Source organism: Streptomyces sp. NPDC001381 (genome assembly GCF_042895685.1).
Taxonomy (GTDB): Bacteria; Actinomycetota; Actinomycetes; order Streptomycetales; family Streptomycetaceae; genus Streptomyces.
On sequence record NZ_JBIAWO010000011.1, the window covers coordinates 195,338 to 218,815 of the forward strand.

Annotated in this window: 20 protein-coding genes; 12 read left to right on the forward strand and 8 right to left on the reverse strand. The window is 72.3% G+C overall.

All coding sequences use genetic code 11. The features are described from left to right. Window positions 1-19 precede the first annotated feature (19 nt). The 4 genes from ACFY2L_RS33815 to ACFY2L_RS33830 all read left to right on the forward strand — a co-directional run bounded on the left by ACFY2L_RS33815 (window position 20) and on the right by ACFY2L_RS33830 (window position 4,742). Entirely contained in the window at window positions 20-214 is a 195-nt protein-coding gene (locus ACFY2L_RS33815) for a hypothetical protein (protein WP_390660785.1), read from the forward strand. A gap of 285 nt (window positions 215-499) precedes the next feature. After that, the gene (gene tatA, locus ACFY2L_RS33820; RefSeq protein ID WP_390824246.1) at window positions 500-787 is read left to right on the forward strand and encodes a Sec-independent protein translocase subunit TatA; all 288 of its coding nucleotides are present in this window, start codon (window positions 500-502) and stop codon (window positions 785-787) included. A gap of 47 nt (window positions 788-834) precedes the next feature. Continuing rightward, window positions 835-1,776 carry a twin-arginine translocase subunit TatC gene (gene tatC, locus ACFY2L_RS33825; protein ID WP_390824247.1) on the forward strand — a complete coding sequence of 314 codons (942 nt, stop codon included), beginning with the start codon at window positions 835-837 and terminating at the stop codon, window positions 1,774-1,776. Window positions 1,777-1,886: 110 nt separating this feature from the next. Further along, complete coding sequence (locus tag ACFY2L_RS33830) at window positions 1,887-4,742, forward strand: DEAD/DEAH box helicase (RefSeq protein ID WP_390660788.1); 2,856 nt, start codon at window positions 1,887-1,889, stop codon at window positions 4,740-4,742. A gap of 86 nt (window positions 4,743-4,828) precedes the next feature. Here ACFY2L_RS33830 and atzF read toward each other — a convergent pair whose 3' ends face one another. The 4 genes from atzF to ACFY2L_RS33850 are packed head-to-tail and all read right to left on the reverse strand — an operon-like array spanning window position 4,829 to window position 11,431. Then, a complete protein-coding gene (gene atzF, locus ACFY2L_RS33835; protein ID WP_390824248.1) occupies window positions 4,829-6,493 on the reverse strand; it encodes an allophanate hydrolase in 1,665 nt (554 codons plus the stop codon). Window positions 6,494-6,507: 14 nt separating this feature from the next. Beyond that, window positions 6,508-10,014 (reverse strand): 5-oxoprolinase/urea amidolyase family protein, encoded by a 3,507-nt coding sequence (locus tag ACFY2L_RS33840; RefSeq protein ID WP_390824249.1) that lies wholly within the window; start codon window positions 10,012-10,014, stop codon window positions 6,508-6,510. Then, complete coding sequence (locus ACFY2L_RS33845; protein WP_390824250.1) at window positions 10,011-10,610, reverse strand: urea amidolyase associated protein UAAP2; 600 nt, start codon at window positions 10,608-10,610, stop codon at window positions 10,011-10,013. Before ACFY2L_RS33845 ends, ACFY2L_RS33840 begins: the two co-directional genes overlap by 4 nt. Next, on the reverse strand, window positions 10,607-11,431 hold the full coding sequence (locus tag ACFY2L_RS33850; protein WP_390660792.1) for an urea amidolyase associated protein UAAP1: 825 nt from the start codon (window positions 11,429-11,431) through the stop codon (window positions 10,607-10,609). The genes ACFY2L_RS33845 and ACFY2L_RS33850 overlap by 4 nt, the downstream gene beginning before the upstream one ends. A 196-nt stretch (window positions 11,432-11,627) precedes the next feature. On the opposite strand from ACFY2L_RS33850, the gene ACFY2L_RS33855 reads away from it, so the two are divergent. The 7 genes from ACFY2L_RS33855 to ACFY2L_RS33885 all read left to right on the forward strand — a co-directional run bounded on the left by ACFY2L_RS33855 (window position 11,628) and on the right by ACFY2L_RS33885 (window position 17,380). Continuing rightward, complete coding sequence (locus ACFY2L_RS33855) at window positions 11,628-12,263, forward strand: TetR/AcrR family transcriptional regulator (RefSeq protein ID WP_390660793.1); 636 nt, start codon at window positions 11,628-11,630, stop codon at window positions 12,261-12,263. Window positions 12,264-12,536: 273 nt separating this feature from the next. After that, complete coding sequence (locus ACFY2L_RS33860) at window positions 12,537-14,165, forward strand: ATP-binding protein (RefSeq protein WP_390660794.1); 1,629 nt, start codon at window positions 12,537-12,539, stop codon at window positions 14,163-14,165. Further along, complete coding sequence (locus tag ACFY2L_RS33865) at window positions 14,162-14,569, forward strand: roadblock/LC7 domain-containing protein (RefSeq protein WP_390660795.1); 408 nt, start codon at window positions 14,162-14,164, stop codon at window positions 14,567-14,569. The genes ACFY2L_RS33860 and ACFY2L_RS33865 overlap by 4 nt, the downstream gene beginning before the upstream one ends. Beyond that, entirely contained in the window at window positions 14,566-15,012 is a 447-nt protein-coding gene (locus ACFY2L_RS33870) for a DUF742 domain-containing protein (RefSeq protein ID WP_390660796.1), read from the forward strand. The genes ACFY2L_RS33865 and ACFY2L_RS33870 overlap by 4 nt, the downstream gene beginning before the upstream one ends. Continuing rightward, the gene (locus ACFY2L_RS33875; RefSeq protein WP_390660797.1) at window positions 14,993-15,613 is read left to right on the forward strand and encodes an ATP/GTP-binding protein; all 621 of its coding nucleotides are present in this window, start codon (window positions 14,993-14,995) and stop codon (window positions 15,611-15,613) included. Before ACFY2L_RS33870 ends, ACFY2L_RS33875 begins: the two co-directional genes overlap by 20 nt. Before the next feature lie 70 nt (window positions 15,614-15,683). Next, window positions 15,684-17,171 (forward strand): cytochrome P450, encoded by a 1,488-nt coding sequence (locus ACFY2L_RS33880; RefSeq protein WP_390660798.1) that lies wholly within the window; start codon window positions 15,684-15,686, stop codon window positions 17,169-17,171. Continuing rightward, a complete protein-coding gene (locus ACFY2L_RS33885; RefSeq protein WP_390824251.1) occupies window positions 17,159-17,380 on the forward strand; it encodes a hypothetical protein in 222 nt (73 codons plus the stop codon). Before ACFY2L_RS33880 ends, ACFY2L_RS33885 begins: the two co-directional genes overlap by 13 nt. Before the next feature lie 286 nt (window positions 17,381-17,666). Here ACFY2L_RS33885 and ACFY2L_RS33890 read toward each other — a convergent pair whose 3' ends face one another. Beyond that, on the reverse strand, window positions 17,667-18,617 hold the full coding sequence (locus ACFY2L_RS33890) for an RluA family pseudouridine synthase (RefSeq protein ID WP_390660799.1): 951 nt from the start codon (window positions 18,615-18,617) through the stop codon (window positions 17,667-17,669). Window positions 18,618-18,851: 234 nt separating this feature from the next. Between ACFY2L_RS33890 and ACFY2L_RS33895 the strand changes: the two genes are divergently transcribed. Beyond that, a complete protein-coding gene (locus ACFY2L_RS33895; RefSeq protein ID WP_390824252.1) occupies window positions 18,852-19,442 on the forward strand; it encodes a GNAT family N-acetyltransferase in 591 nt (196 codons plus the stop codon). Window positions 19,443-19,648: 206 nt separating this feature from the next. On the opposite strand, the gene ACFY2L_RS33900 is transcribed toward ACFY2L_RS33895, so the two are convergent. The 3 genes from ACFY2L_RS33900 to ACFY2L_RS33910 form a co-directional block, all read right to left on the reverse strand. Continuing rightward, window positions 19,649-21,202: an amino acid permease gene (locus ACFY2L_RS33900; RefSeq protein ID WP_390660801.1), complete on the reverse strand. Its 1,554-nt coding sequence runs from the start codon at window positions 21,200-21,202 to the stop codon at window positions 19,649-19,651. Between the two features lie 124 nt (window positions 21,203-21,326). Next, the gene (locus tag ACFY2L_RS33905) at window positions 21,327-22,172 is read right to left on the reverse strand and encodes a siderophore-interacting protein (RefSeq protein ID WP_390824253.1); all 846 of its coding nucleotides are present in this window, start codon (window positions 22,170-22,172) and stop codon (window positions 21,327-21,329) included. Between the two features lie 187 nt (window positions 22,173-22,359). Next, window positions 22,360-23,307 (reverse strand): 5'-3' exonuclease H3TH domain-containing protein, encoded by a 948-nt coding sequence (locus ACFY2L_RS33910; RefSeq protein ID WP_390824259.1) that lies wholly within the window; start codon window positions 23,305-23,307, stop codon window positions 22,360-22,362. Window positions 23,308-23,478 lie beyond the last annotated feature (171 nt).

The window sequence follows — 23,478 nt, forward strand, 5'->3', positions numbered from 1 at the left end:
AGGGTCTAGGCTCGGCGTCATGTTCTGGCCGATGTTCGCGGTAGCCGTGGGTTTCGTGGGTCTCGCCGTCCTCGCGGTGTTCGCCGTCCGGGTCTTTCTGGAGGCGCGGCGGCTGGGCCGGCAGGTCACGGAGTCCGCCCGCCGTATCAACCGGGCCGCCGAGGACCTCGAGCGGGCGTCGCTGAGCGCGGCCCGTGCTGTCGACTCGCTGTGAGCGGCGCTGTGGTGACCCTTGCGCGGGGCTGTGGTGCTTCTGTGAGTCGGGCACCTCATGCGTTTTGGACCACTTCGCCCTCCCGCCCCGGCGGTGCGGACGGGTACGCTGCTGATCGCGGCCCGGAGAACGAGGCCCGGACCGCGGACCGGGAGTACGCACGGGGATTGCCTCACGTTTACCCCTGAGCGTTACGATCGCTGCCAGCACGATCGTTCGGACACATGTCCGACCGGTCGGACACAGCACCCCCACCCAGCCGCCTCGGTGAGAAGGTAAAGACTTATGTTCGGAAGGCTCGGCGCTCCCGAGATCATTCTCATCCTCGTCGTCATCATCCTGCTGTTCGGCGCGAAGAAGCTTCCGGACATGGCCCGCTCGCTCGGCAAGTCCGCGCGCATCCTCAAGAGCGAGGCCAAGGCGATGAAGGAAGAGGGCAGCAGCACCGCCACTCCGGCCGGCCCGCCGAACAACGGCGAGCAGCCCCCCGTGCCGCGCACCATCCAGGCCGCCCCCGGCGATGTGACCAGCTCCCGCCCGGTCACCGAGCCGACGGACTCGACCAAGCGCTGACGCAGGGCCGGTGACCTCCGGCCCGCCGCACGAGATGGGAACGTGGGTTGCTGAAGTCTGCCCGCAAGCAGGAGAAGGACCCCGAGGGGCGGATGCCCCTCGCGGATCACCTGCGTGAGCTGCGCAACCGGCTCGCCAAGGCGATGCTGGCCATTGTTCTTGTGACGATCGTCGCCGCTTTCTTCTACAAGGACATCATCGAGTTCTTCACGAACCCGATTCTGAACGCGGTGGGGTGTGACTCGACCTTCTCCGAGCTGGCGCAGCAACGCAGCGGCACCTGCGCCCGCATCGTCCTGAACGGTCTGCTCACCCCCTTCACCCTCGCCCTCAAGGTCTCCCTGATGGCGGGTGTGATCTTCGCGTCGCCCGTGTGGCTCTACCAGCTGTGGGCCTTCGTCGCGCCCGGCCTGCACAAGCACGAGCGCAAGTACGCCTATGCCTTCGTCGGGACGGGCGTTCCGCTGTTCATCGGCGGTGCCTTCTTCGCGTACAAGACGCTGCCGACGATGGCGAAGGTGCTCCTGGAGTTCTCTCCGGCGGACCTGGACAACCAGCTGCCGCTGGACGACCTGCTGGACCTGATCGTCCGCATGGTGCTCGTGTTCGGTCTGTCCTTCGAGCTGCCGCTGCTGCTGGTCATGCTCAACCTGACGGGGGTGCTGACCGGTCAGCGCATGCTCGGCTGGTGGCGGGCCATGATCATCGGCATCACGGTCTTCGCGGCCGTGGCCACGCCCAGCACCGACCCGCTCACCATGCTCGCGCTCGCCGGGCCCATCTGGATCCTCTACTTCTGCGCGACCGCGTTCTCCCTGCTGAACGACCGCCGCAAGCGCCGTCGCGACGCCCTGGGGCCCGCCGACGAGGCCTCCGAGCTGGACCTGACCCCCGAGGACATCGGCGAGGTCGAGTCGGTCTCCGCCTCGCGCGCCCTGCCGGAGCAGGTGAGCAGGGAGCGGGTCAACGGGTACGACGACGTGACCTGATCCAGGGGTGTGAACGGATACGGCCGGGGCGCTCACGCAGCGCAGCCGGCCGTCTTCGTTCTCGCCCCTGAACTGCGCGATCACAGGTTTCACCGGCTCCGATCCGGATAATGATCGTCCTGTTGTCAGTGGCTCCCGGTACGGTGGAAAGCACGATGACAGAGGACCTCTCACCGGCCGAGCGGTACGCGGCGGCGCGCAGGCGTGCCGCCGAGCAGGCCACCGCGCTCGCCTCCTTCCGCGAGATGTACGACTTCGAACTCGACCCCTTCCAGATCGAGGCGTGTCAGGCACTCGAGGCGGGCAAGGGTGTGCTGGTGGCCGCCCCCACCGGCTCGGGCAAGACGATCGTGGGCGAGTTCGCCGTCCACCTCGCCCTCCAGCAGGGCAAGAAGTGCTTCTACACGACCCCCATCAAGGCGCTGTCGAACCAGAAGTACTCCGACCTGTGCCGTCGCTACGGCACCGAGAAGGTCGGCCTGCTCACCGGCGACAACAGCGTCAACTCCGACGCCCCCGTGGTCGTGATGACCACCGAGGTCCTGCGGAACATGCTGTACGCCGGCTCGCAGACCCTCCTCGGCCTCGGATACGTGGTGATGGACGAGGTGCACTACCTCTCCGACCGCTTCCGGGGCGCCGTGTGGGAGGAAGTGATCATCCACCTCCCCGAGTCGGTCACCCTGGTCTCGCTCTCCGCGACCGTGTCCAACGCCGAGGAGTTCGGCGACTGGCTGGACACCGTCCGCGGCGACACCGAGGTGATCGTCTCCGAGCACCGGCCCGTGCCGCTGTTCCAGCACGTCCTCGCCGGGCGGCGGATGTACGACCTGTTCGAGGAGGGCGAGGGGAACCGCAGGGCCGTCAACCCCGACCTCACCCGCCTGGCCCGTATGGAGGCCAGCCGGCCCTCGTACCAGGACCGCAGGCGCGGCCGCGCCACCATGCGCGAGGCCGACCGGGAGCGGGAGCGGCGCCAGCGGTCACGGGTGTGGACGCCCGGGCGTCCCGAGGTCATCGAGCGCCTGGACGCGGAGGGCCTGCTGCCCGCCATCACCTTCATCTTCAGCCGCGCCGCCTGCGAGGCCGCCGTCCAGCAGTGCCTGTACGCCGGACTGCGGCTCAACGACGAGGAGGCGCGGGCGGAGGTCCGTTCCCTCGTCGAGGAGCGCACGGCCGCGATCCCGCGCGAGGACCTGCACGTCCTCGGCTACTACGAGTGGCTGGAGGGCCTGGAGCGCGGTATCGCCGCCCACCACGCGGGCATGCTGCCGACGTTCAAGGAGGTCGTCGAGGAACTGTTCGTGCGCGGCCTCGTCAAGGCCGTGTTCGCCACCGAGACGCTGGCGCTGGGCATCAACATGCCCGCCCGTTCCGTGGTGCTGGAGAAGCTCGTCAAGTGGAACGGCGAGCAGCACGCCGACATCACCCCCGGCGAGTACACCCAGCTCACCGGGCGCGCCGGCCGGCGCGGCATCGACGTCGAGGGCCATGCGGTGGTGTTGTGGCAGCGCGCCATGAACCCCGACCACCTCGCCGGGCTCGCGGGCACCCGTACGTACCCGCTGCGCTCCAGCTTCAAGCCGTCGTACAACATGGCGGTCAACCTGGTCGAGCAGTTCGGCCGGCACCGCTCCCGGGAACTGCTGGAGACCTCGTTCGCCCAGTTCCAGGCGGACCGCTCGGTCGTCGGGATCTCCCGGCAGGTGCAGCGCAACGAGGAGGGACTGGAGGGCTACAAGGCCTCCATGACCTGTCACCTCGGTGACTTCGAGGAGTACGCGCGCCTGCGCCGCGAGCTGAAGGACCGTGAGACCGACCTGGCCCGCCAGGGCGCCGCGCAGCGGCGCGCCGAGGCCGCCGTCGCGCTGGAGAAGCTGAAGCCGGGGGACGTCATCCACGTGCCCACCGGCAAGTACGCCGGTCTGGCCCTGGTGCTGGACCCGGGCCTGCCCGCCGGGCGGGCCAACGGCCACCGCGGCTTCGAGGCGCACGACGGGCCGCGTCCGCTGGTGCTGACGGCGGAGCGGCAGGTCAAGCGGCTGGCGTCGATGGACTTCCCGGTGCCGGTCGAGGCGCTGGAGCGGATGCGGATCCCGAAGTCGTTCAACCCGCGTTCGCCGCAGTCGCGTCGGGATCTCGCGTCCGCGCTGCGCACGAAGGCCGGGCACATCCCGCCGGAGCGGGCCCGCAAGAAGCGGTCCCAGGCCGCCGACGACCGGGAGATCGCCCGGCTGCGGACGGCGATCCGCGCGCATCCCTGCCATGGGTGCGACGAGCGTGAGGATCACGCCCGCTGGGCCGAGCGCTACCACCGGCTGCTGCGGGACACCTCGCAGCTGGAGCGGCGCATCGAGGGACGCACGAACACCATCGCCCGTACGTTCGACCGGATCGTGGCGCTGCTGACCGAGCTCGACTATCTGCGCGCCGACGAGGTCACCGAGCACGGCAGGCGGCTGGCCCGGCTCTACGGCGAACTCGACCTGCTGGCCAGCGAATGCCTGCGCGCGGGCGTCTGGGAGGGGCTCGCCCCGGCGGAACTGGCCGCCTGCGTCTCGGCGTTGGTCTACGAGTCCCGGGTCGGGGACGACGCGATGGCACCGAAGCTGCCCGCCGGCAAGGCCAAGGCCGCGCTGGGGGAGATGGTCCGGATCTGGGGGCGGCTCGACGCCCTGGAGGAGGACTTCCGGATCAGCCAGACCGAGGGGGTCGGGCAGCGCGAGCCCGATCTCGGGTTCGCCTGGGCCGCGTACATGTGGGCCTCCGGGAAGGGGCTCGACGAGGTGCTGCGGGAGGTGGAGATGCCGGCCGGGGACTTCGTGCGGTGGTGCAAGCAGGTCATCGACGTGCTCGGCCAGATCTCCGCGGCGTCTCCCGCGGAGGGCTCCACGGTGGCGAAGGCCGCGCGCAAGGCGGTCGACCAGTTGCTGCGGGGTGTCGTCGCCTACTCGTCCGTGGGGTGAACCGTCGTCCGGCGGGTGCGGGAAGTGGGGGGCGGGCCGTGCCCACGCGACGCCGCCGCACTTCCCGCGCCTCTCGGTGACGCGTCCTACCCCGCGTCCAGATACGCGCGCCAGCCTCCGTACGCCGTGATGTCCTCCGCATCCCCCAGTGCGCCCGGCTCGCACAGGAAGCCCGGGACGCTGGTTCCGTCCGCCAGTTCCACGCTCCCCAGGGTCATCGGGCGGGGCAGTGACGACAGCAGGCGGCCCAGGCCCTCCGCCGGTAGGCGCCACACCTCCGCCTCGATCGCCGCGCCGCCCTCGCCGACGTGCTCCAGGCCCGGCTTCGGCGGGGTCGTGCGCAGGGCGTGCAGGCGGTAGACCGGGGCGGTCGTGGTGGTGCGGTCCAGTACGGCGCCCAGGGACAGAAGCTGCGGGTTCAGGGGCCCGCCCGTCAGATGGGCGCCCACGACGGCCACCCGGGCCGCAGGCTGCAGCAGGGCCGCGATCCTCGCCAGCCGCTCGTCGGTGTACGCCGGACCGATCAGCATCACGCCGAAGGGCAGGCCGTTCACCTCACCGGCCGGGGCGGCCACCGCCGCCAGGTCGAAGAGGTTGGTGGAGTTGGTGAAGCGGCCCAGGCGGGCGTTGGCGCCCAGGGGGTCGGCGGCGACCTCGGCCAGGGTGGGATGGCCGGGGGCGGTCGGCAGGAGCAGCGCGTCCGCGTCGCCGAGTTCCGACCGGGCGCGGCCGCGCAGGACGGCCAGCCGGTCCTGGTCCGCGAAGAGCCGGTGGGCCGGGATGTCACGGGCGCGGGCGATGATGCCGGCGACCGTGGGGTCGAGACCCTCACCGCCCTCCTCGATCAACTTGTCGACAAAGCTCCCCACCGCCGTGTAGCGCTCGGCGACGAACGCGCCCTCGTAGAGCATCGCCGCCGCCTCGGTGAACGGCGTGAGGTCGATCGAGCGGATCTCCGCCCCGGCCGCCGCGAGCCGCCGTACCGCCGCCCCGTAGGCCTGCGCCCAGCCCTCGTCCATCGCGCCGAGCTGGTCGGGCGGCGGGACCGCGACCCGCCAGGGGCCGCCGGGACGCCCGGGGAGGGCAGGGGCGGCGCCGGTGGTCATGTGGGCCAGGGCCTGCTCGGCCTCCGGGAGGGTGCGGGCGAACACGGTCACGCAGTCCAGCGAGGCGCAGGCCGGCACGACACCCTCCGTCGGGACCAGGCCACGGGTGGGCTTGAGGCCGACGATGCCGTTGAGGGCGGCCGGGACCCGGCCCGAGCCCGCCGTGTCCGTGCCGAGCGCGAAGTCGACGATGCCGAGGGCCACCGCGACGGCCGAGCCGGAACTGGAACCGCCGCTGATCCGCGCCGGATCGAAGGCGTTGCGGACCGCGCCGTGCGGGGAGCGGGTGCCCACCAGGCCGGTGGCGAACTGGTCCAGATTGGTCGTCCCCAGCAGCAGGGCGCCCGCCGCGCGCAGTCCGGCGACCACGGGGGCGTCGGCGGCGGGGTGGTAGGCGTACGCGGGGCAGCCCGCCGTCGTGGGCAGGCCCGCCACGTCGATGTTGCCCTTGGCCGCGAAGAGACGGCCGGCGAGCGGGAGGCGGTCCCCGTCGGCCAGGCGCTCGTCGATCGCCCGCGCCTGAGCCTCCACCTCCTGCCGGGCGCGCAGGTCGATCCAGATCTCGGGACGGTCCACGGCCTCGATGCGGGCGTACGCGGCGCGGACCCGGGAGAGGGTGGTGGAGCCTTCGGGGGACGTGGACATGAGCGGTTCCTCTCTCAGTTCGCGGCCGGGGCCAGGACGACCAGCGCCGTCCCCGCCTCCACCTGGTCGCCCGGCCTGGCCAGGACCTCCGCCACCACGCCGGTGATCGGCGCGTGCACCCGGGACTCCATCTTCATCGCCTCCAGCGCGAGCAGCGGCTGGCCCGCCGTCACCTCGTCACCCGGCGACACGTTCAACTGCCATACGGACGCGGCGAACTCGGCCTCGACCAGTCGTCCGCCCGCCGGGACCGTCACCTCGGACGGCGGGGCGGGCGGTGCCGCCGCGGCCTGTGCGCGCGTGAACTCGCCCGCCGCCTCCCAGGCGTCCCGCTCCGCCGCGAACGCGGACTGCTGGCGCCGCCTGAACACGGCGGTGGAGTCGGCGTGTTCGGCCAGGAAGGACTGGTACTCCGCCAGCGAGAAGGTGCCCTCCTCGATGCGCGGGACGAAGCGGCCGGAGATGATGTCGGCGCGCAGGCCGAGGAGTTCGTCGGGCTCGACCGGGTACCAGCGGATCCGGTCGAAGAAGCGCAGCAGCCAGGGCGAGCCCGGCTCGAACGCCCCGCGCTGCTGCCACGGCGACCACACCTGGGTCGTCCGGCCCACGAACTGGTAGCCGCCGGGGCCCTCCATGCCGTAGACGCACAGGTACGCCCCGCCGATGCCGACCGAGTTCTCCGCCGTCCAGGTGCGCGCGGGGTTGTACTTCGTGGTCACGAGGCGGTGGCGGGGGTCGAGCGGGGTGGCCACCGGGGCGCCCAGATAGACGTCGCCGAGGCCCAGGACCAGGTACTCCGCGGCGAACACGGTGTCGTAGACGTCCGCGACCGAGTCCAGGCCGTTGACCCGGCGGATGAACTCGATGTTCCACGGGCACCAGGGCGCGTCGTCGCGGACCCCCGCCATGTAGCGGGCGATCGCCTCGCGGGTCGCCGGGTCGTCCCAGGACAGGGGCAGGTGCACGGTGCGCGAGGGGACGACCAGTTCGTCCGTGGGCGGCAGGGACCGCACCATCTCCCGCACGGTCGCGAGGAGTTCGTGCAGGGGGAGCCGTACCGGATCCGCCTGGATCTGGAGGGAGCGGATGCCGGGGGTGAGGTCGGTGACCCCCTCGGGTCCGGCCTGGGACACCGACTCCATCAGGGCGTGCACCCGCATCCGCAGGGCCAGGTCCAGCTGCATCGGGCCGAACTCGACCAGCAGGTTGTCGTCGCCGCTGCGGCGGAACGTGACGTCGCCGTCCCGTGCGAGCACGCCCCCGTCCACGATCCCGGGGCGCGGCGTGCCGTCCACGTCCACCGGCCGGAAGCGGACCGTGTCGCCCGGCCGCAGCTGGCCCAGCTTCCAGCGCTCGGAGCTCAGCACGGTCGCCGGGCAGACGAACCCGCCGAGTGAGGGGCCGTCCGGACCGAGCAGCACCGGCATGTCACCGGTGTAGTCGACGGCGCCGACGGAATACGGCGTGTCGTGGATGTTGGACGGGTGCAGGCCCGCCTCGCCGCCGTCGGTGCGTGCCCAGCGCGGCTTGGGCCCGACCAGGCGCACACCGGTGCGGGCCGAGTTGAAGTGGACCTTCCAGTCGGCGGCGTAGAAGTCGCGGATGTCCTCCTCGGTGAAGAACTCCGGTGCCGCGTGCGGGCCCTCGACCGCGCCGATGTGCCAGACGGAGGAGAAGGACGGGCGGTCCGCGACCCGGGCGCCGTCCGCGACCGTGCCGCCGTGCAGGACGTCCCCGGTCCGCAGCGCCCGTCCGCCGTGGCCGCCGAAGCGGCCCAGTGTGAAGGTGCTCGCGCTGCCCAGGAACGCGGGGACGTCCAGGCCGCCCGCGAACAGGACATAGGTGCGCAGGCCGTGTTCCAGCGGTGCGCCGACCTCCAGCACGGCTCCCGCCGGGACCGTCACCGGCTCCCACTGCGCCACCGCGGTGCCGTCCACGGTGACCGGGGCCGGTGCGCCCGTCACGCACACCGTGGTGGCGTGGCTGAAGCGCAGGGCCGGCCCGTGGAGGGTGCACTCCAGGCCGGGGGCGCCCTCGAGGTTGCCGAGGGCCCGGTTGCCGAGCCGGAAGGAGCGGTCGTCCATGGGGCCGGACGGCGGGACCCCGACCTGCCAGTGGCCGGTGCGGCCGGGCCAGTCCTGCACGGTGGTGAGGGTGCCGCCGGAGACGACCTCGATGCGCGGGGTCGGATCGCCGATCGTGGCGAGGGTGGCCGTCGAGTGGGCCGCCGTGACGAAACGGGGGTCCGCGAGCGCCGCCCGCACCAGGCCCAGATTCGTCTCGATGCCGTCGACACGGGTGCGGGCCAGCGCCTCGTCCAGGCGGCGCAGCGCATGGGCGCGGTCCGTGCCGTACGCGACGACCTTCGCGAGCATCGGGTCGTAGGACGTCGTCACCTCGGTGCCGGTCTCCACCCAGCCGTCCACGCGCACCCCGCCGGGGAACTCGACCCGGGTCAGCAGGCCCGCGCTGGGCCGGTGGCCGCGGCTCGGGTCCTCGGCGTACAGCCGGGCCTCGACGGCGTGCCCGCGCGGCGGTCCCGGGTCGCGTACGACGTCCCGCTCGCCGCGCGCCAGGCGCAGCATCCAGGCGACGAGGTCGACGCCGTAGATCTCCTCGGTGACCGGATGCTCCACCTGCAGACGGGTGTTGACCTCCAGGAAGCTCGCCTCCTGGCGTGCGGTGTCGTAGACGAACTCGACGGTGCCGGCCGAGCGGTAGGCGACGGAGGCGCACAAGTCACGTGCCGCCGTGGTCAGTTGCCGCCGTACGTGGTCGGGCAGGCCGGGCGCCGGGGCCTCCTCGAGGACTTTCTGGTTGCGTCGCTGGAGTGAGCAGTCGCGGTCGCCGAAGGTGACGACCTCGCCCGCGCCGTCGCCGAACACCTGGACCTCGACATGGCGGGCGTGCTCCACGAGCCGTTCGAGGAAGACTCCGGCGGAGGAGAAGGAGGCGGCGGCGACGCGCTGGACGCGTTCCCAGGCGTCGGTGAGGTCCTCGGGGGAGCGGCAGGCGGACATGCCGATCCCGCCGCCTCCGCCCGTGGCCTTCAGCATGACCGGATAGCCGATGACCTGGGCCTTCTCAAGTGCTTCGGCCAGATCCGACAGAAGCCCCGTGCCCGGTGCCAGAGGCACCCCCGCCGCCTCGGCCGCCGCCCTGGCGGTGTGCTTGGCGCCGAACAGCTCCAGCTGCTCGGGCGTCGGGCCGACGAACACGATCCCGGCGTCGGCGCAGCGGCGGGCGAAGGACGCGTCCTCCGAGAGGAAGCCGTAGCCGGGGTGGACGGCGCCCGCACCGGTGTCCTTGGCCGCCTTCAGGACGAGGTCGGCGTCGAGGTACGACTCCTTCGCGGGCGCGGGGCCGAGCCGTACCGCCTCGTCGGCGAGCCGGACGTGGGGGGCCGAGCGGTCGGGGTCGGAGTACACCGCGACCGTGCGCAGGCCCAGTTCGCGGGCGGTGCGCAGGATGCGGAAGGCGATCTCGCCGCGGTTGGCGACCAGCAGCGTGTCGAAGGTCATGCGTCCGCCCCGGTGACCGTCATCGCCACCGCGGTCGGCTCGAAGCCGTTGCAGGGGTTGTTGATCTGGGGGCAGTTGGAGACGAGGACGAGCACGTCGCGTTCGGCGCGCAGGGTGAGGGCGAGGCCGGGGGCGGACAGGCCGTCGACGATGCCGAGGGTGCCGTCCTTCTCGACGGGCACGTTCATGTACCAGTTGATGTTGGAGACCAGGTCCCGTTTGCCGAGGCCGTACCGCGCGCCCTCGGCGAGGAAGTTGTCCACGCACGCGTGCTGCGCGTAGGTGTGGTGGCCGTAGCGCAGGGTGTTGGACTCCTTGGAGCAGGCGCCGCCGACGGTGTCGTGGCGGCCCACGGCGTCGGCGGTCACCGTCATCAGCGGGGTGTGCTCGTTGGACATCAGCACACTGCCCGTGGTGAGGAAGATGCCGCCCTGGGCCTGGACCGTGTCGGGGGCGCTGTAGCGGACGGAGGTGTCGTGGGCGTCGTAGACGAGGAAGTCGACGGCCTGGTTGCCGTGCAGGTCGGTGATGGTGAGCGTCTCGCCCTTGCGGACGGTCGAGGACCAGGCGGCGCGGGCCGGGACGACGGTCTTCATGCGAGCCCCCTCGCGGTGAGGAATTCGGCGGTGTTGAGGAAGGCGCGGCGGCCCTCGGGGGTGGCGTCCCACAGCGGGTCGCCCGGCCGGGTGGGCGCCGCCCGCCAGGCGAGCACCTCCAGCGGGGTGCTGACGTAGTCGGGGCGGGGGTCGGACGGGTGCGGCACGTTGGCGATCAGGACGGTGACGTCCTGTTCGGCGCGCAGGGTGACGCTGCCGCCGGGTCCGGCCGAGCCGGTGAAGTCGAGGGTGCCGTCGTCGCGGATCTCCACGCCCTGGAAGAAGGAGAGGGAGGGCGGCAGATCGCGGGGTTCCAGACCGTTCTTGGCGGCGGCCAGGGTGAACAGCTCGCGTCCGGCGGGGGAGGGTCCCTGCGGGGTGCCGTCGCCGTAGCGCCCGGTGTTGCGTACGAGGGTGGAGGTGCCGCACAGCGCGTCGTGCCGCCCCGAGGTGTCGGCGACGACGGAGGCGAGGACCCGGCCCTGGTCGGACAGGAGCAGTACGCCCTCGCCGAGGTAGGCGTTCCACTGGACCTTGACCGTGTCGGCGACGTTCAGCCGTTCCCAGGGGCGGCCGTCCGCGTACAGGAGCAGGTGGGCGCAGGCGTCGCCGCGCAGGTCGGTCAGGCGCAGCTCGGTGCCCCGGGCGAGGACGCGGTGGGTGTAGTTGCCGCCCGCCACGGTCTCGGCCCACACCAGGTGGCCCGCCTCGCAGGGCGGGGCCGGCCAGTCGGCCGCCGGGACGACGGGCATGGCCTCGGCTCGGGCGCCTTCCTGGGCGCGGGCGTGGGCGCGTGCCCCGTACGTGGTCGCTGTCGCCATCGCGGACCTCCGCAACTGTGGTCTTCCGGTGGGTTCTTTCCGGGGTGATCGAATTTCTGTCGCCCGACAGAAATTAAGGGCGGGCCGGGTCGGCGCCATTGCCCTCGGGTTGCGGCCCGGTTACCGACTCCTCACCGGAGGTCGGGGCGGGCCGCCCGAAGATCGCCGCCCGCCGTCGTGTGCGAGGATCGAACGCATGGGGACGAACGACGGACGCGGCGGGCGCCGGGTCGGCAGGCCGCGGGCCGCGCAGCGGCCGGACAGCGGTCTCGAACCGCGGGCCGAAATCCTGTCCGCCGCAGCGGAGTTGTTCACCACCCGCGGCTACGCCGCCACCACCACCCGGGCCGTCGCCGAGCGGGCCGGCATGCGCCAGGCCTCGATGTACCACTACGTCTCCGGCAAGGAGGAACTGCTCGCCGAGCTGCTGGAGTCCACGGTCACGCCCTCGCTGACGTACGCCCGCACGCTGCTCGCCGACGACGGGCGGGCGGCCGAGGAGCGGCTGTGGGAGCTGTGCCGCACCGACGTGGAACTGCTGTGTGGCGGCCCGCACAACCTCGGCGGGCTGTATCTGCTGCCCGAGGTGCGCACCGAGCGGTTCGCCGGCTTCCATGCGGTGCGTGGCGAACTCAAGGACGCCTACCGGCAGTTGATCGCCGCTACGGCCGTGGGGGGCGGGCTCGCCAAGGGTGAGCTGGATCTGCGGACCGATCTCGTCTTCGGGCTCATCGAGGGTGTCATCCTCGTCCACCGCTCGGACCCCGAGCGTTCCGTCTCGGACTTCGCCCGCGCCACCGCCGACGCGGCCCTGCGCATCACCGGGGCCTGACCACCGCCTCCGGGTGACCGGTCCACCCGTCCGGGTGGGCCGTTTTCGCACTCCCGTACGCCATCACACCGTGTGTTCGAATGGTGTCAGAGCGTGTAAATGGGGCTGAGGTTACTGCACTCGCACGGTCGGTTTCATGCGGTTGCTGAATATGACACAGCGATGATCCGGTCGGACTAAGCTCGCCCGCGGCGCACCGAGTTGAGGTGTATTCGTGCGCCTGTTCCCAAATGCTCCGAAGATGCCGACAGATCCCCTACAGAGGGTGCCCACATGGTGAGTGTTCAGTCCCCACCCGGTCGCCGAGAACTTTCCTTCGCGCGCCTCCTCTTGCTGCCGGCGATACTGACGGCCGCGGCGACCGGAGCCGCCGTCGCCCTGGTGGCGGGGCAGGCCCGGCTCGCCGTCGGCGTCTGCGGAGCCGTCGCCACCGTCGTGGTGACCGCGGTGGGGGCCGACGCACGGCGTCGCGGCCGCCGGCTGCTGGAGCTGCGCGCCGCCTCGGACCAGCGGGTCGCCCACCTGGAACGGCGCCTCGCCGCCCAGCAGCAGGAGAACCTCTACATCGCCAAGGAACTCATGCCGCTCTGCGTCGAGTGGATGCGCGTGGGAAATTCCCCCGAGGAGGTGATGGACCACCTGGGGGACCGCGAACCGTTCTTCCGCGACATCGGCGACGGCCAGCGTGCCCTGGTCAAGAAGTTCCTGGACGTCATCGACTTCGAACAGGCCCTGCGCGACTCGGCCCAGCGCGCCTTCGTGAACGTCGCGCGCCGGGTCCAGGCGATCGTCCATCAGCAGTCCGCGGAACTGCGGGAGATGGAGGAGGACCACGGCCGCAACCCCGAGGTCTTCGACGACCTGCTGCGCATCGACCACGGCACCACGATGATCGGCCGCCTCGCCGACTCCATCGGCGTGCTCGGCGGCGGCCGCCCCAGCCGCAGCTGGCCCAAGCCGGTCCCCATGTACAGCGTGCTGCGCGGCGCCATGTCCCGGATCCTGGACTACCCCCGGGTCCAGCTGAACTCCATCGCCAAGGTCAACATCCGCGGCATCTCCGTCGAGCCGCTCATCCATGCGCTCGCCGAACTCCTCGACAACGCCTGCCGCTTCTCGCCCCCGCAGAGCAAGGTGCACGTCAACGCCGTCGAGGTGCAGACCGGCATCGCCGTCGAGATCGAGGACGCCGGCGTCAGCCTCAGCGAGGAAGCCCGCGCCAAGACCGAGAGGATGCTGGCCGACGCCATGCGCGGCCTCACCATCCAGGACCTCGGCGGCGCGCCGCGGCTGGGCATGGCCGTCGTCGGCCGGCTGTGCACCGCGTTCAACCTACAGGTGTCCCTGCGCACTTCGGCGTACGGCGGAGTCCGCGCCGTGCTCATCGTGCCCCGCGAGATGATGACCTCCGAGCCGGCTCCCGGCTACGCCCACGGCATCGGCGCCGCCGCCGCGCAGATCGATCTGGGCGGGGGACTCGAAGGCCCCAAGCGCCCGCCCAAGCGCCGCCGCCCCACCAACCCGAAGATCCCGGCCAACGTCTCGCTGGAAGACGACGTGCCCGTGATCACCGAGTGGACCGACAAGGGCCTTCCGCAGCGCCGCAGCAAGGCGACGATCCCGATCAGCCAGCGCTACGCGGAGGCGTACGCCGCCCAGGAGGCGGCCGAGCGGGCCGAGCGCGAGGGCATCCCGGACCCGTTCGCGCAGGCCCGGCCCGAGCCCGCGAAAAAGAAGAAGAAGGAGCCCGGCGTGGCGTTCGAGGCCTTCTGGGAGGGCCTGAAGAAGGTCGCCCCTCCGGGCGTCCACCCCACCGACTTCACCCGCAATCCCACCGCTTACCTGCACCTGATCGAAGACAAGCCCAAGCCCGAGGCCGACGACGAAGGGGACCTCACGTGATCCAGCAGCGCCAGAACTTCGACTGGGTGCTCAAGGAGCTCTACGACGGCGTGCCGGGCATCGAGATGATCGTCGTGCTCTCTGCCGACGGACTGCGCATCGCCCGCTACGCCGGTGAGCCCGACGCCGCGGACCGCGTCGCCGCCGCCTGCGCGGGCATGCAGAGCCTCGCCACCGCCATCGCCCAGGAGATGGAGAGCGTCGAGGGCGACATGAACCTCATCATGATCGAGATGGACGGCGGCTACTTCTACATGATGTCCGCCGGCGCCAACGCCTATCTGGCGGTCCTCTCCGACGTGTGCTGCGAACCGGGCCGGATGAGCGCCTCCATGCGTGACCTCGTCGTCCGGATCGGCGCCCATCTGACCAGCCCGCCCCGCCGCAACGGGCAGACCGTATGACGCCTCCGCAACGCCGGCGCCGGCATCACGTTCCGCACCCCGCCCCCGAGGCGGTCGTGCCGCCCGACGAGATCACGCCCCCCGAGCCGATCACGTCCCCCGAGCCCCGGGAGGAGGGGGAGAGGAAGCCGGAGCGGTTCTACACGATCACCGGGCCCGACGGGGAGCGGGCACCGCTCGACCTGGTGACGCTGATCGTGGCGCGGGCCGAGCAGCCCTCGTCGGCCACCCCGGAACAGACGGCGGTGCTGCGCCTGTGCGCCGCCCCGCTGTCGGTGGCGGAGGTGTCGGCCTATCTCCGCCTTCCGTTCAGCGTGGTGTCGGTGCTGCTCACCGAGATGCTGGCCGCCGAGCTCGTGCATGCGCGCGCCCCGATCGTCCGGCAGAAGCTTCCCGACCGTTCCCTCCTCGAAGCGGTGATGCATGGACTTCAAAGGCTCTGACACGATCCCCGGCCCACGCGCCGAGGACCGGCTCCCGCAGACCACCACGGCCGCGGCGAAGATCGTCATCGTGGGCGGCTTCGGCGTCGGCAAGACCACCATGGTCGGCTCCGTCAGCGAGATCAAACCGCTGACCACCGAGGAGACCATGACCCAGGCCGGCATCGGGGTCGACGACGACTACGGTTCCGAGACCAAGACCGCCACCACCGTCGCCATGGACTTCGGGCGCATCCGCATCACCGACCAGGTGGTGCTCTACCTCTTCGGCACCCCCGGCCAGCAGCGCTTCTGGTTCCTGTGGAACGGCCTGTTCGAGGGCGCGCTGGGCGCGGTCGTCCTGGTCGACACCCGCCGCCTCGAGGTCAGCTACGAGGTCATGGGCCGGCTGGAGGAGGGCGGCGTGCCCTTCGTGGTCGCCGTCAACACCTTCCCCGACGGCCCCCGTTACCCCCTCGACGACCTCCGCGCCGCCCTCGACCTGTCCCCCGAGGTGCCGATCGTGGAATGCGACGCCCGCCGCCGGGCCTCGAGCCGCGACGTCCTGATGACCCTGATGCGCTTTCTGCACTCGCTGTCGCTCAGGGGCCGTCTCACCTGACCCTCCGAGCCGCCCCCACCCCCGACACCCCCCCGACACCGGATCCCCACAGTTTTCGGAGCGACCCCCTGTGACGCCTGAACACCCCCTCACCGCCGGATCACACGACCTCGCCCTGGACCCGCCGCCCGGCTGTCCCGCCCACGGCCGGGGCCCCGGCGGACTGCAACGGCTCTACGGCCCCGGCGCGGAGGACCTGGGCATGCTGTACGAGCAGCTCCGCGAGCAGTACGGCCCCGTGGCACCGGTCCTGCTCCAGGACGACCTGCCGATGTGGATGGTCCTCGGTCACGCCGAGAACCTGCAGATGGTGCGTACGCCCTCGACCTTCACCAAGGACACCCGCGTGTGGGCGCCGCAGCGGGACGGCATGGTCAGGCCCGACCACCCGCTCATGCCGCACATCGCCTGGCAGCCCATCTGCGCGCACGCCGAGGGCGACGAGCACAAGCGACTGCGGGGCGCGGTCACCGCCGCCATGGAGACCCTCGACGAGCGCAGTGTGCGCCGGTACATCTACCGAGCCACGCAGACCCTGGTCAACCGCTTCTGCGAGGAGGGCCGGGCCGAGCTGGTCAGCCAGTTCGCCGAGCACCTCCCGATGGCGGTGATGTGCCAGATCCTCGGCATGCCCGACGCCTACGACGACCGGATGGTCGCCGCCGCCCGGGACGCGCTGAAGGGCAGCGAGACCGCCGTCGCCAGCCACCAGTACGTCGTGGACGCGCTGAGCCGGCTCACCACGCTCCGCCGGGCCGAGCCAGCCGAGGACTTCACCAGCCACCTCATCGCCCACCCGGCCGGACTGACCGACGACGAGGTCCGCGAACACCTGCGGCTGGTGCTCTTCGCCGCCTACGAGGCCACCGTCAACCTGCTGTCCAACGTGCTGCGCATGGTGCTCACCGACCCGCGCTTCGTCGCCCGGCTCAACGGCGGCGAGATGACGGTGCCGGAGGCGGTCGAGCAGTCCCTGTGGGACGAACCGCCGTTCAGCACGATCTTCGGCTACTTCGCCAAGCAGGACACGGAGCTGGGCGGCCAGCGCATCCGCGCGGGCGACGGTCTCTTCTTCGCGCCGGCCCCCGGCAACGTCGACCCCCGTGTGCGCCCCGACCTCGCCGCCAACATGCGGGGCAACCGCTCCCACCTCGCCTTCGGCAGCGGACCGCACGAGTGCCCCGGCCAGGACATCGGCCGCGCCATCGCCGACGTCGGCGTCGACGCGCTGCTGTCGCGGCTGCCGGACGTCCAGCTCGACTGCGACGAGGAGGAGTTGCGCTGGACGACCTCGATCGCCTCCCGGCACCTGGTCGCACTGCCGGTGTACTTCGAGCCGAAGCCGCAGCAGGACGTCAAGCTCAGGCCCACCCACGCCCCCGTCCCGCCGCAGCGCTCCTTCCGCCCGCTGACCATCGAGCCGAAGCCCGCGCCGGAGCCGACGCGCTTCGAGCCGCCGGCCTTCGAGCCGCTGCCCACCGAACCGGTGCCCGCCACCCCACGGCGCCTCCGGGGCCCCGCCGCCTGGAAGCGCTTCGTGGCCTGGTGGCGGGGGTAGGCAGCCGTCACTCCGCCAAGGATCCCGGCGCCGCCGCCCGGCTCGGCGCCGCCGCCCGGCTCGGCGGGGCCGACGAGCGCGGCGGTGCTGCCGGGCCCGAGCCGGTGCCCTTCGAGTCGGTGCCCTTCGACCGGGTGCTCCCTGGGCCGGTGGCCGGAGCCCCTGCGGCGGCTCTGTGGCCCGACGCCGGGTGGTGCTTCCCGGCCTAGCGGGGCCGACGAGCGCGGCGGTGCTGCCGGGCCCGAGCCGGTGCGGTGGCCGGAGCCCCTGCGGCGGCTCTGTGGCCCGACGCCGGGTGGTGCTTCCCGGCCTAGCGGGGCCGACGAGCGCGGCGGCGCTGCCGGGCCCGAGCCGGTGCGGTGGCCGCAGCCCCCGCGGCGGCTCTGTGGCCCGACGCCGGGTGGCGCCTCGCGGCCTGGCGGTGTTGTTGGTCTGGTGGTGCTGCCGGGCCTCGCGGTGCTGCCGGGCCTCGCGGTGCTGCCGGGCCCCGCGGTCTCATCGGGCCCAGCGGGTGTACGACGTCCAGGCCTCCAGGGTGCGGCCGCTGCGCAGGTGATGCCGTGTTCCCGTGACCGGGTCGGTGAACTCCAGTTCGCGTGCCAGGAGTTGCAGCGGGCGCCGGAAGTCGCCGGGCGGCACGGGCGCGGTCACCTCCGGGTACAGGGGGTCGCCGAGGATCGGCACGCCCAAGGCGGTCATGTGGACGCGCAGTTGGTGGGTCTGCCCGGTACGGGGGACCAGTCGGTAGCGGGCCAGCCCGTCCGCCCGGTGCTCGACCGGCTCGATGTCACTGACGGCGTTCGGCTCACCCGGCACCTCGCGGGCGGTCAGCGTCCCGCGCTCCTTCACGATCCGGCTGCGCACGGTCACCGGCCACGCGCGCGCCGGATCGTACGGGGCGACGGCCTCGTACACCTTGCGCACCGTCCGGTCGCGGAACAGCGTCTGGTAGGCGCCGCGTTCCTCGGGCCGGACCGTGAACAGCACCAGCCCTGCGGTGAGCCGGTCCAGGCGGTGCGCGGCGCCGAGCGTGGGAATGCCCAGCTCCCGCCGCAGCCGGGCCAGCGCGGTCTCGGTGACATGGCCGCCGCGCGGGGTGGTGGCGAGGAAGTGCGGCTTGTCCACGACGACGATGTGCTCGTCGCGGTGCACGACCTCCAGCGGGAACGGCACGGGAACCTCGGCCGGCAGGTCCCGGTGGAACCACACGAACATCCCCGGCACGTACGGCGCGTCCGGCGTCACCGCCGTCCCGTCGGCGCCGACCACGAGCCCGGCCCGCAGCATCCCGTCGACGACCCCGGCGCCCGCCCCGCTGAGCCGCTCCACGAGGTGCTCCCGCACGGTGGCCCAGTCCCCGGTGCCCGGCAGCCGCACCCGCACCGGGTCCACCCCGTCGCGCTGGGGCAGGGGGGCTGGCGGAGGAGGGGTGCGGCGGCGTCTCATCGGGGTCAAGGGTACGGGGGCAGGATCATGCGGGCCGGACCACGGGCAGCCCCATGCGGGCTGGATCGGGGGCCGGCGGATGTGGTCCGTCGCGGGGCGGAGCACGGGCAGGATCATGCGGGCCGGAACGCGGGCCCGCTCGTGCGGGTCGGCTCATGGGTGGCCGGTCAGGAGGCCGGGGCGCGGGCCACGGGGCCGGAAAACCCGTTGGCCGGGGCGTGCCCGCTTGGCAGGATGCGGATCATGCCCTTCACCGCCGACTTCGTGCTGCCCGCCGGAAGCCTGTCCCGCGCCCCGCAGCCCGTGCTCACCACCGGGGACGGACTGGTCCTGCGCCCCTGGCGGGCCGGGGACGCCCCCGTCGTCCACGCCGTCTTCCAGGACCCGCTCATGCACCAGTGGCACATCAGGTCCGCCGACTCGCTGGAGGAGGTCGCCGGCTGGATCGAGGAGTGGCAGAAGGCCTGGGAGACGGAGCGCAGCGCCCAGTGGGCCGTCGCCGAGGCGGACACCGACCGGGTGCTGGGGCGGGTCGCGCTGCGCGAGATCCTGCTCAGCGAGGGGACGGCCGAGGTGGCCTACTGGACCGCTCCGACGGCCCGCGGCGGGGGCATAGCGGCCCGTGCGACGACGGCGCTCGCCCGCTGGGCCTTCGACGAGATCGGCTTCCACCGCCTGGAGCTGATGCACGCCACCGCCAACGAGGCCTCCTGCCGCGTCGCCGCCAAGGCCGGTTTCACCCTGGAGGGCACCAAGCGCAGCGCCGTCCTGCACCAGGACGGCTGGCACGACATGCATCTGCACGCGCGCGTCCAGGGCGACTGAACCAGCCGCCCCGCACGCGGCGCAGGTGCGCGACCGCACTACTAGGGGGTGGTTCGAAAGTCCCGCACAGCACCCGCGGCGCCCGGCACGCACCCTCGCCGCACCGGCCGAAGACCCAAGTAGCTCCGCTACGAGGGCCTTCGTCCGGCACGCCGAGGGCACGCACCGAACACCACGGGCACCGCACAGGACTTTCGAAACACCCCCTAGACCGCCGCCGTCTCCGCCACGGCGGGAACCGGCACCGTCGTCCGGGCGCGGTACGCCCGGTAGGCCGCGCCCGCCGCGAGCGTCGCGGCGAGGAACAGCACGGTGAACCACTGGAAGTACCAGTGGCCGCCCGCCGGGTCGTACACCGCCGCCCGGGGCCAGGCCAGGTTGACCGTCATCAGGAGGCCGTAGAGCAGGGCGAGGGCGTTGACGGGGACGCCCCAGCGGCCCAGGGAGAACAGCGGGGCGCCGGTCTCGTCCGTGCCGGCCGAGGAGAACCCGCCGCGCAGACGGCGGACCAGGAGCGGGCCGGTGACCATCGCGTAGGCCAGGTACAGCATCACGATGCAGGTGGTGCCGATGGCCAGGAAGGCGTCCGGCGAGGCGAAGTCGAGCAGCAGCAGGGCCGCCGCGAGGACACCGACCACCAGCGCGGGGGCGCTGGGCATGCCGGTGCGGGGGTTCACGCGCGCGAGCCGGGCGGAGAAGGGGAGTTGGCCGTCGCGGGCCATGGAGAACAGCATCCGGCAGGCCGCCGTCTGGATGGCGAGCGTGGCCACCACGATCGCGACCACCACATCCGCGAGGAGCGCCTTGCCGACGCCGTCGCCGAGGCTGCTGGTGAGGACGTAGCTGAGCCCGTCGACCGCGAGGCGCCCGTCGGTGAGGCTGGGCGCGGCGAGCAGTCCGCCGAGCACGATCAGCCCGCCGAGCAGGCCGGCCGCGCCGAGCGCGGTGAGGATCGTACGGGGTGCCGTACGCCGGGGGTTGTGGGTCTCCTCGCTCATCTCGCCCGCGCTGTCGAAGCCGATCATCACGTAGGCGGCCGTGAACGAACCCACCGCCAGCGCCCCGAACACGCCCGACTGGGCGGCGCCCGTGGTGTGGAAGGTGATGCCGGGCGTGCGCTCGGAGTGGGTGAGCAGCAGGACGACGATGAGCACCGCGCCGATGATCTCGGCGGTCACGCCGACCCGGTTGACGACGGACATCACGCGGTTGTCGACGACGTTCAGGAGGGTCGTGAGCACCAGCAGGCCCACCCCGAGCAGGGCCGCGTTGGCCGCGCCGTCGGGGGAGACGGGCGAGGGGTCGGTGCCGATCAGCTGGAAGCCGGACCAGATCGCCGGCAGCACCATCTGCAGCGCCAGCGCGGCCGCCGCGACCACGACGATCTGCCCGATCACCATGATCCAGCCGGCGAACCAGCCGAACGACGGCGTCGACAGCCGCGAGGACCACTGGTAGATCGCGCCCGAGAGGGGATAGCGCGCCGCCAGCTCCGCGAAGCACGCGGCCACGAGCAACTGCCCGGCCAGCACCGCCGGCCAGGCCCAGAAGAAGACCGGGCCGCCGAAGGCGTACCCGAAGGCGAAGAACTGGAAGACGGTCGTCAGGACGGAGATGAAGGAGAACCCGGCGGCGAACGAGGCGTACCGGCCCAGGCTGCGGTGCAGTTCCTGGCGGTAGCCGAACTCGGTGAGCGAGCGGTCGTCGGCGGCCGAGTGCGGCGGGTCGGGACGTACGTCGGTGGGAGAGGTGGTCGTCACGGCGGCACCTGCCTTGGGCGCGAATTCCTGTCGGGCGACAGAAATTAGGGACGCCCTGTTTCAGAGGCGTCACGCCGTCGTGTCCGGTGCGGGCCCAACTCCTCACGCTCCCCCGCCGTGAGGGCTACACGGCAGGGGCCGCGCCCTCCTGCTCCGCCTCCACGCGCGCGTTCCACTCCCGCTTCGAGGCCTGCCAGCCGTCCTCGTTGTGGCCGAGGCGCCAGTAGCCGGAGATCGACAGGTCCTCGCGGGGGATCTGCAGTTCGACACGGAGCATCCGGCGCAGTTCCTTCACGGCGGAGGCCTCGCCGTGCACGAACGCGTGCGGCCGGCCCTCGGGGAACTCCAGTGCGCGGACGGCCTCGACGAGCTTCTCGCCGACGGGCCGGTCCCCGCGGTGCAGCCAGGTGACCTCCACGTCGGAGTCGATCTTCTGCTCCTCCTCGGGGCCGGCGACCTCGATGAACGCGTGCGCCACGGCGCCGGACGGCAGGGACTCCAGCGCGGCCGCGATCGCGGGCAGGGCGCTCTCGTCGCCGGCGAGCAGATGCCAGTCGGCGCCGCTGTCGGGGGCGTAGGCGCCGCCGGGGCCCATGAAACGGACGGTCTCGCCCGGCTGGACGCGTGCCGCCCACGGTCCGGCCAGCCCCTCGTCGCCGTGGATCACGAAGTCCAGGGTCAGCTCACGGTGTCCGGCGTCCCAGTGCCGCACGGTGTACGTCCGGGTCACGGGCCACTGTTCGCGCGGGAACTCGGCGCGGATGTGCTCCAGGTCGAAGGGCTCCGGGTAGGTCACGCCCTCGGGCCCGAAGAGCAGCTTCACGTAGTGGTCCGTGCAGGTGCCCGCCGAGAACTCGGCCAGGCCCTCGCCGCCGAGCACCACGCGCTGCATGTGCGGGGTCAGCCGTTCGGTGCGGACGACCTGCGCGGAGTGGGGCTTCCGCGGCTTGCGTGCCGGACGTTCTGCCATGACGGCCTCCCAGGTCTATGGTTAGGGTTACCTAAGTTAGCATCTCTCCCCCCGGTGACGCCCCTGGCGACGCCTTCGGTGACGCCTTCGGCTTCCCGAGCGCTCGTCCGGCTCCCTCGTCGAGGACGGCTTTCCGGCACCGCGCCTGTCCTGCCGCGTCTGTCCTGCCGCGCCGCGGCGACACCGCCTACGCGCCGGCCGCCCCGACGGCGCTCAGTGTCAGCAGCAGCCGCTGGAGCGACCCGCCGAGGCCCCAGCGCTCGGCCAGCGCGTCCAGGGCCGCCCCGTCGCGCGGCGTGCGGGGCAGGGCCGTGTCCACATCGGGCAGCGGCACGTCGGCGGCCACCTTGACCACCGTCGGCGCGACGGCGACGTACGGCCTGGCCTCGTCCAGCCGCTTGCGCTGCGAAGGGGTCAGCTTCGAGCGGGGGTCGTCGACCGCCGCCATGATCCCGGCGAGGTCGCCGAACTCGGCCAGCAGCTTGGCCGCCGTCTTCTCCCCGATGCCCGCCACGCCCGGCAGCCCGTCGCTCGGGTCTCCGCGCAGCAGCGCCAGATCGGCGTACCCGCGCCCGTCCACGCCGTACTTCTCGCGCAGCCACGTCTCGTCGGTCGTCTGCAGGGTGCCCACACCCTTGAGCGGGTACAGCACTCGCACCCCGCGCACGTCGTCCACCAGCTGGTACAGGTCGCGGTCGCCGGTGACGATGTCGACCGGGCCCTTCGCCTGCGCGGTGAACGTGCCGATCACGTCGTCCGCCTCGTACCCGGCCACGCCCACCCGTGCGATGCCCAGCGCGTCGAGCACGGCCTCGATGACCGGCACCTGGGGCGAGAGCGTGTCCGGCACCTCCTCCTCGTCCGGACCGGCCGCGCGCTCCTCGGCGACGCGGTGCGCCTTGTAGGAGGGGATCAGGTCGACCCGCCACTTCGGGCGCCAGTCGGCGTCCATGCAGGCCACCAGCTCGGCGGGCCGGTGGTCCCGGACCAGGCGTTCGATGAAGTCGAGCAGTCCGCGCACGGCGTTCACCGGCGTGCCGTCCGGGGCCTTCACGGAGTCCGGGACGCCGAAGTAGGCGCGGAAGTACAGCGAGGCGGTGTCGAGGAGCATCAGTCGTCCGGTCACGCCTCGCATCATGCCGCACGGGTGCCCCGGTGACCGGCGGGTATTCACTCCCGTGGCACACGTGAACGACGTTTGCGCATCCTGTGAACTGAGCCACTCGCGCGTTTGACCCCACCGGGCCAGGGCAGGCGCCGCTTCGGAGCGGTGCCGGTTGCATGTTCAACCATTCGCGATCCATAA

Excerpts from the sequence above, each read along its gene's own strand:
- ACFY2L_RS33815 (WP_390660785.1), top strand. The coding sequence starts at position 20 with ATGTTCTGGCCGATGTTCGCGGTAGCCGTGGGTTTCGTGGGTCTCGCC.
- tatA (WP_390824246.1), top strand. The coding sequence starts at position 500 with ATGTTCGGAAGGCTCGGCGCTCCCGAGATCATTCTCATCCTCGTCGTC.
- ACFY2L_RS33830 (WP_390660788.1), top strand. The coding sequence starts at position 1,887 with ATGATCGTCCTGTTGTCAGTGGCTCCCGGTACGGTGGAAAGCACGATG.
- atzF (WP_390824248.1), bottom strand. The coding sequence starts at position 6,493 with ATGTCCACGTCCCCCGAAGGCTCCACCACCCTCTCCCGGGTCCGCGCC.
- ACFY2L_RS33840 (WP_390824249.1), bottom strand. The coding sequence starts at position 10,014 with ATGACCTTCGACACGCTGCTGGTCGCCAACCGCGGCGAGATCGCCTTC.
- ACFY2L_RS33845 (WP_390824250.1), bottom strand. The coding sequence starts at position 10,610 with ATGAAGACCGTCGTCCCGGCCCGCGCCGCCTGGTCCTCGACCGTCCGC.
- ACFY2L_RS33850 (WP_390660792.1), bottom strand. The coding sequence starts at position 11,431 with ATGGCGACAGCGACCACGTACGGGGCACGCGCCCACGCCCGCGCCCAG.
- ACFY2L_RS33855 (WP_390660793.1), top strand. The coding sequence starts at position 11,628 with ATGGGGACGAACGACGGACGCGGCGGGCGCCGGGTCGGCAGGCCGCGG.
- ACFY2L_RS33860 (WP_390660794.1), top strand. The coding sequence starts at position 12,537 with ATGGTGAGTGTTCAGTCCCCACCCGGTCGCCGAGAACTTTCCTTCGCG.
- ACFY2L_RS33870 (WP_390660796.1), top strand. The coding sequence starts at position 14,566 with ATGACGCCTCCGCAACGCCGGCGCCGGCATCACGTTCCGCACCCCGCC.
- ACFY2L_RS33875 (WP_390660797.1), top strand. The coding sequence starts at position 14,993 with ATGGACTTCAAAGGCTCTGACACGATCCCCGGCCCACGCGCCGAGGAC.
- ACFY2L_RS33890 (WP_390660799.1), bottom strand. The coding sequence starts at position 18,617 with ATGAGACGCCGCCGCACCCCTCCTCCGCCAGCCCCCCTGCCCCAGCGC.
- ACFY2L_RS33895 (WP_390824252.1), top strand. The coding sequence starts at position 18,852 with ATGCGGATCATGCCCTTCACCGCCGACTTCGTGCTGCCCGCCGGAAGC.
- ACFY2L_RS33905 (WP_390824253.1), bottom strand. The coding sequence starts at position 22,172 with ATGGCAGAACGTCCGGCACGCAAGCCGCGGAAGCCCCACTCCGCGCAG.
- ACFY2L_RS33910 (WP_390824259.1), bottom strand. The coding sequence starts at position 23,307 with ATGCGAGGCGTGACCGGACGACTGATGCTCCTCGACACCGCCTCGCTG.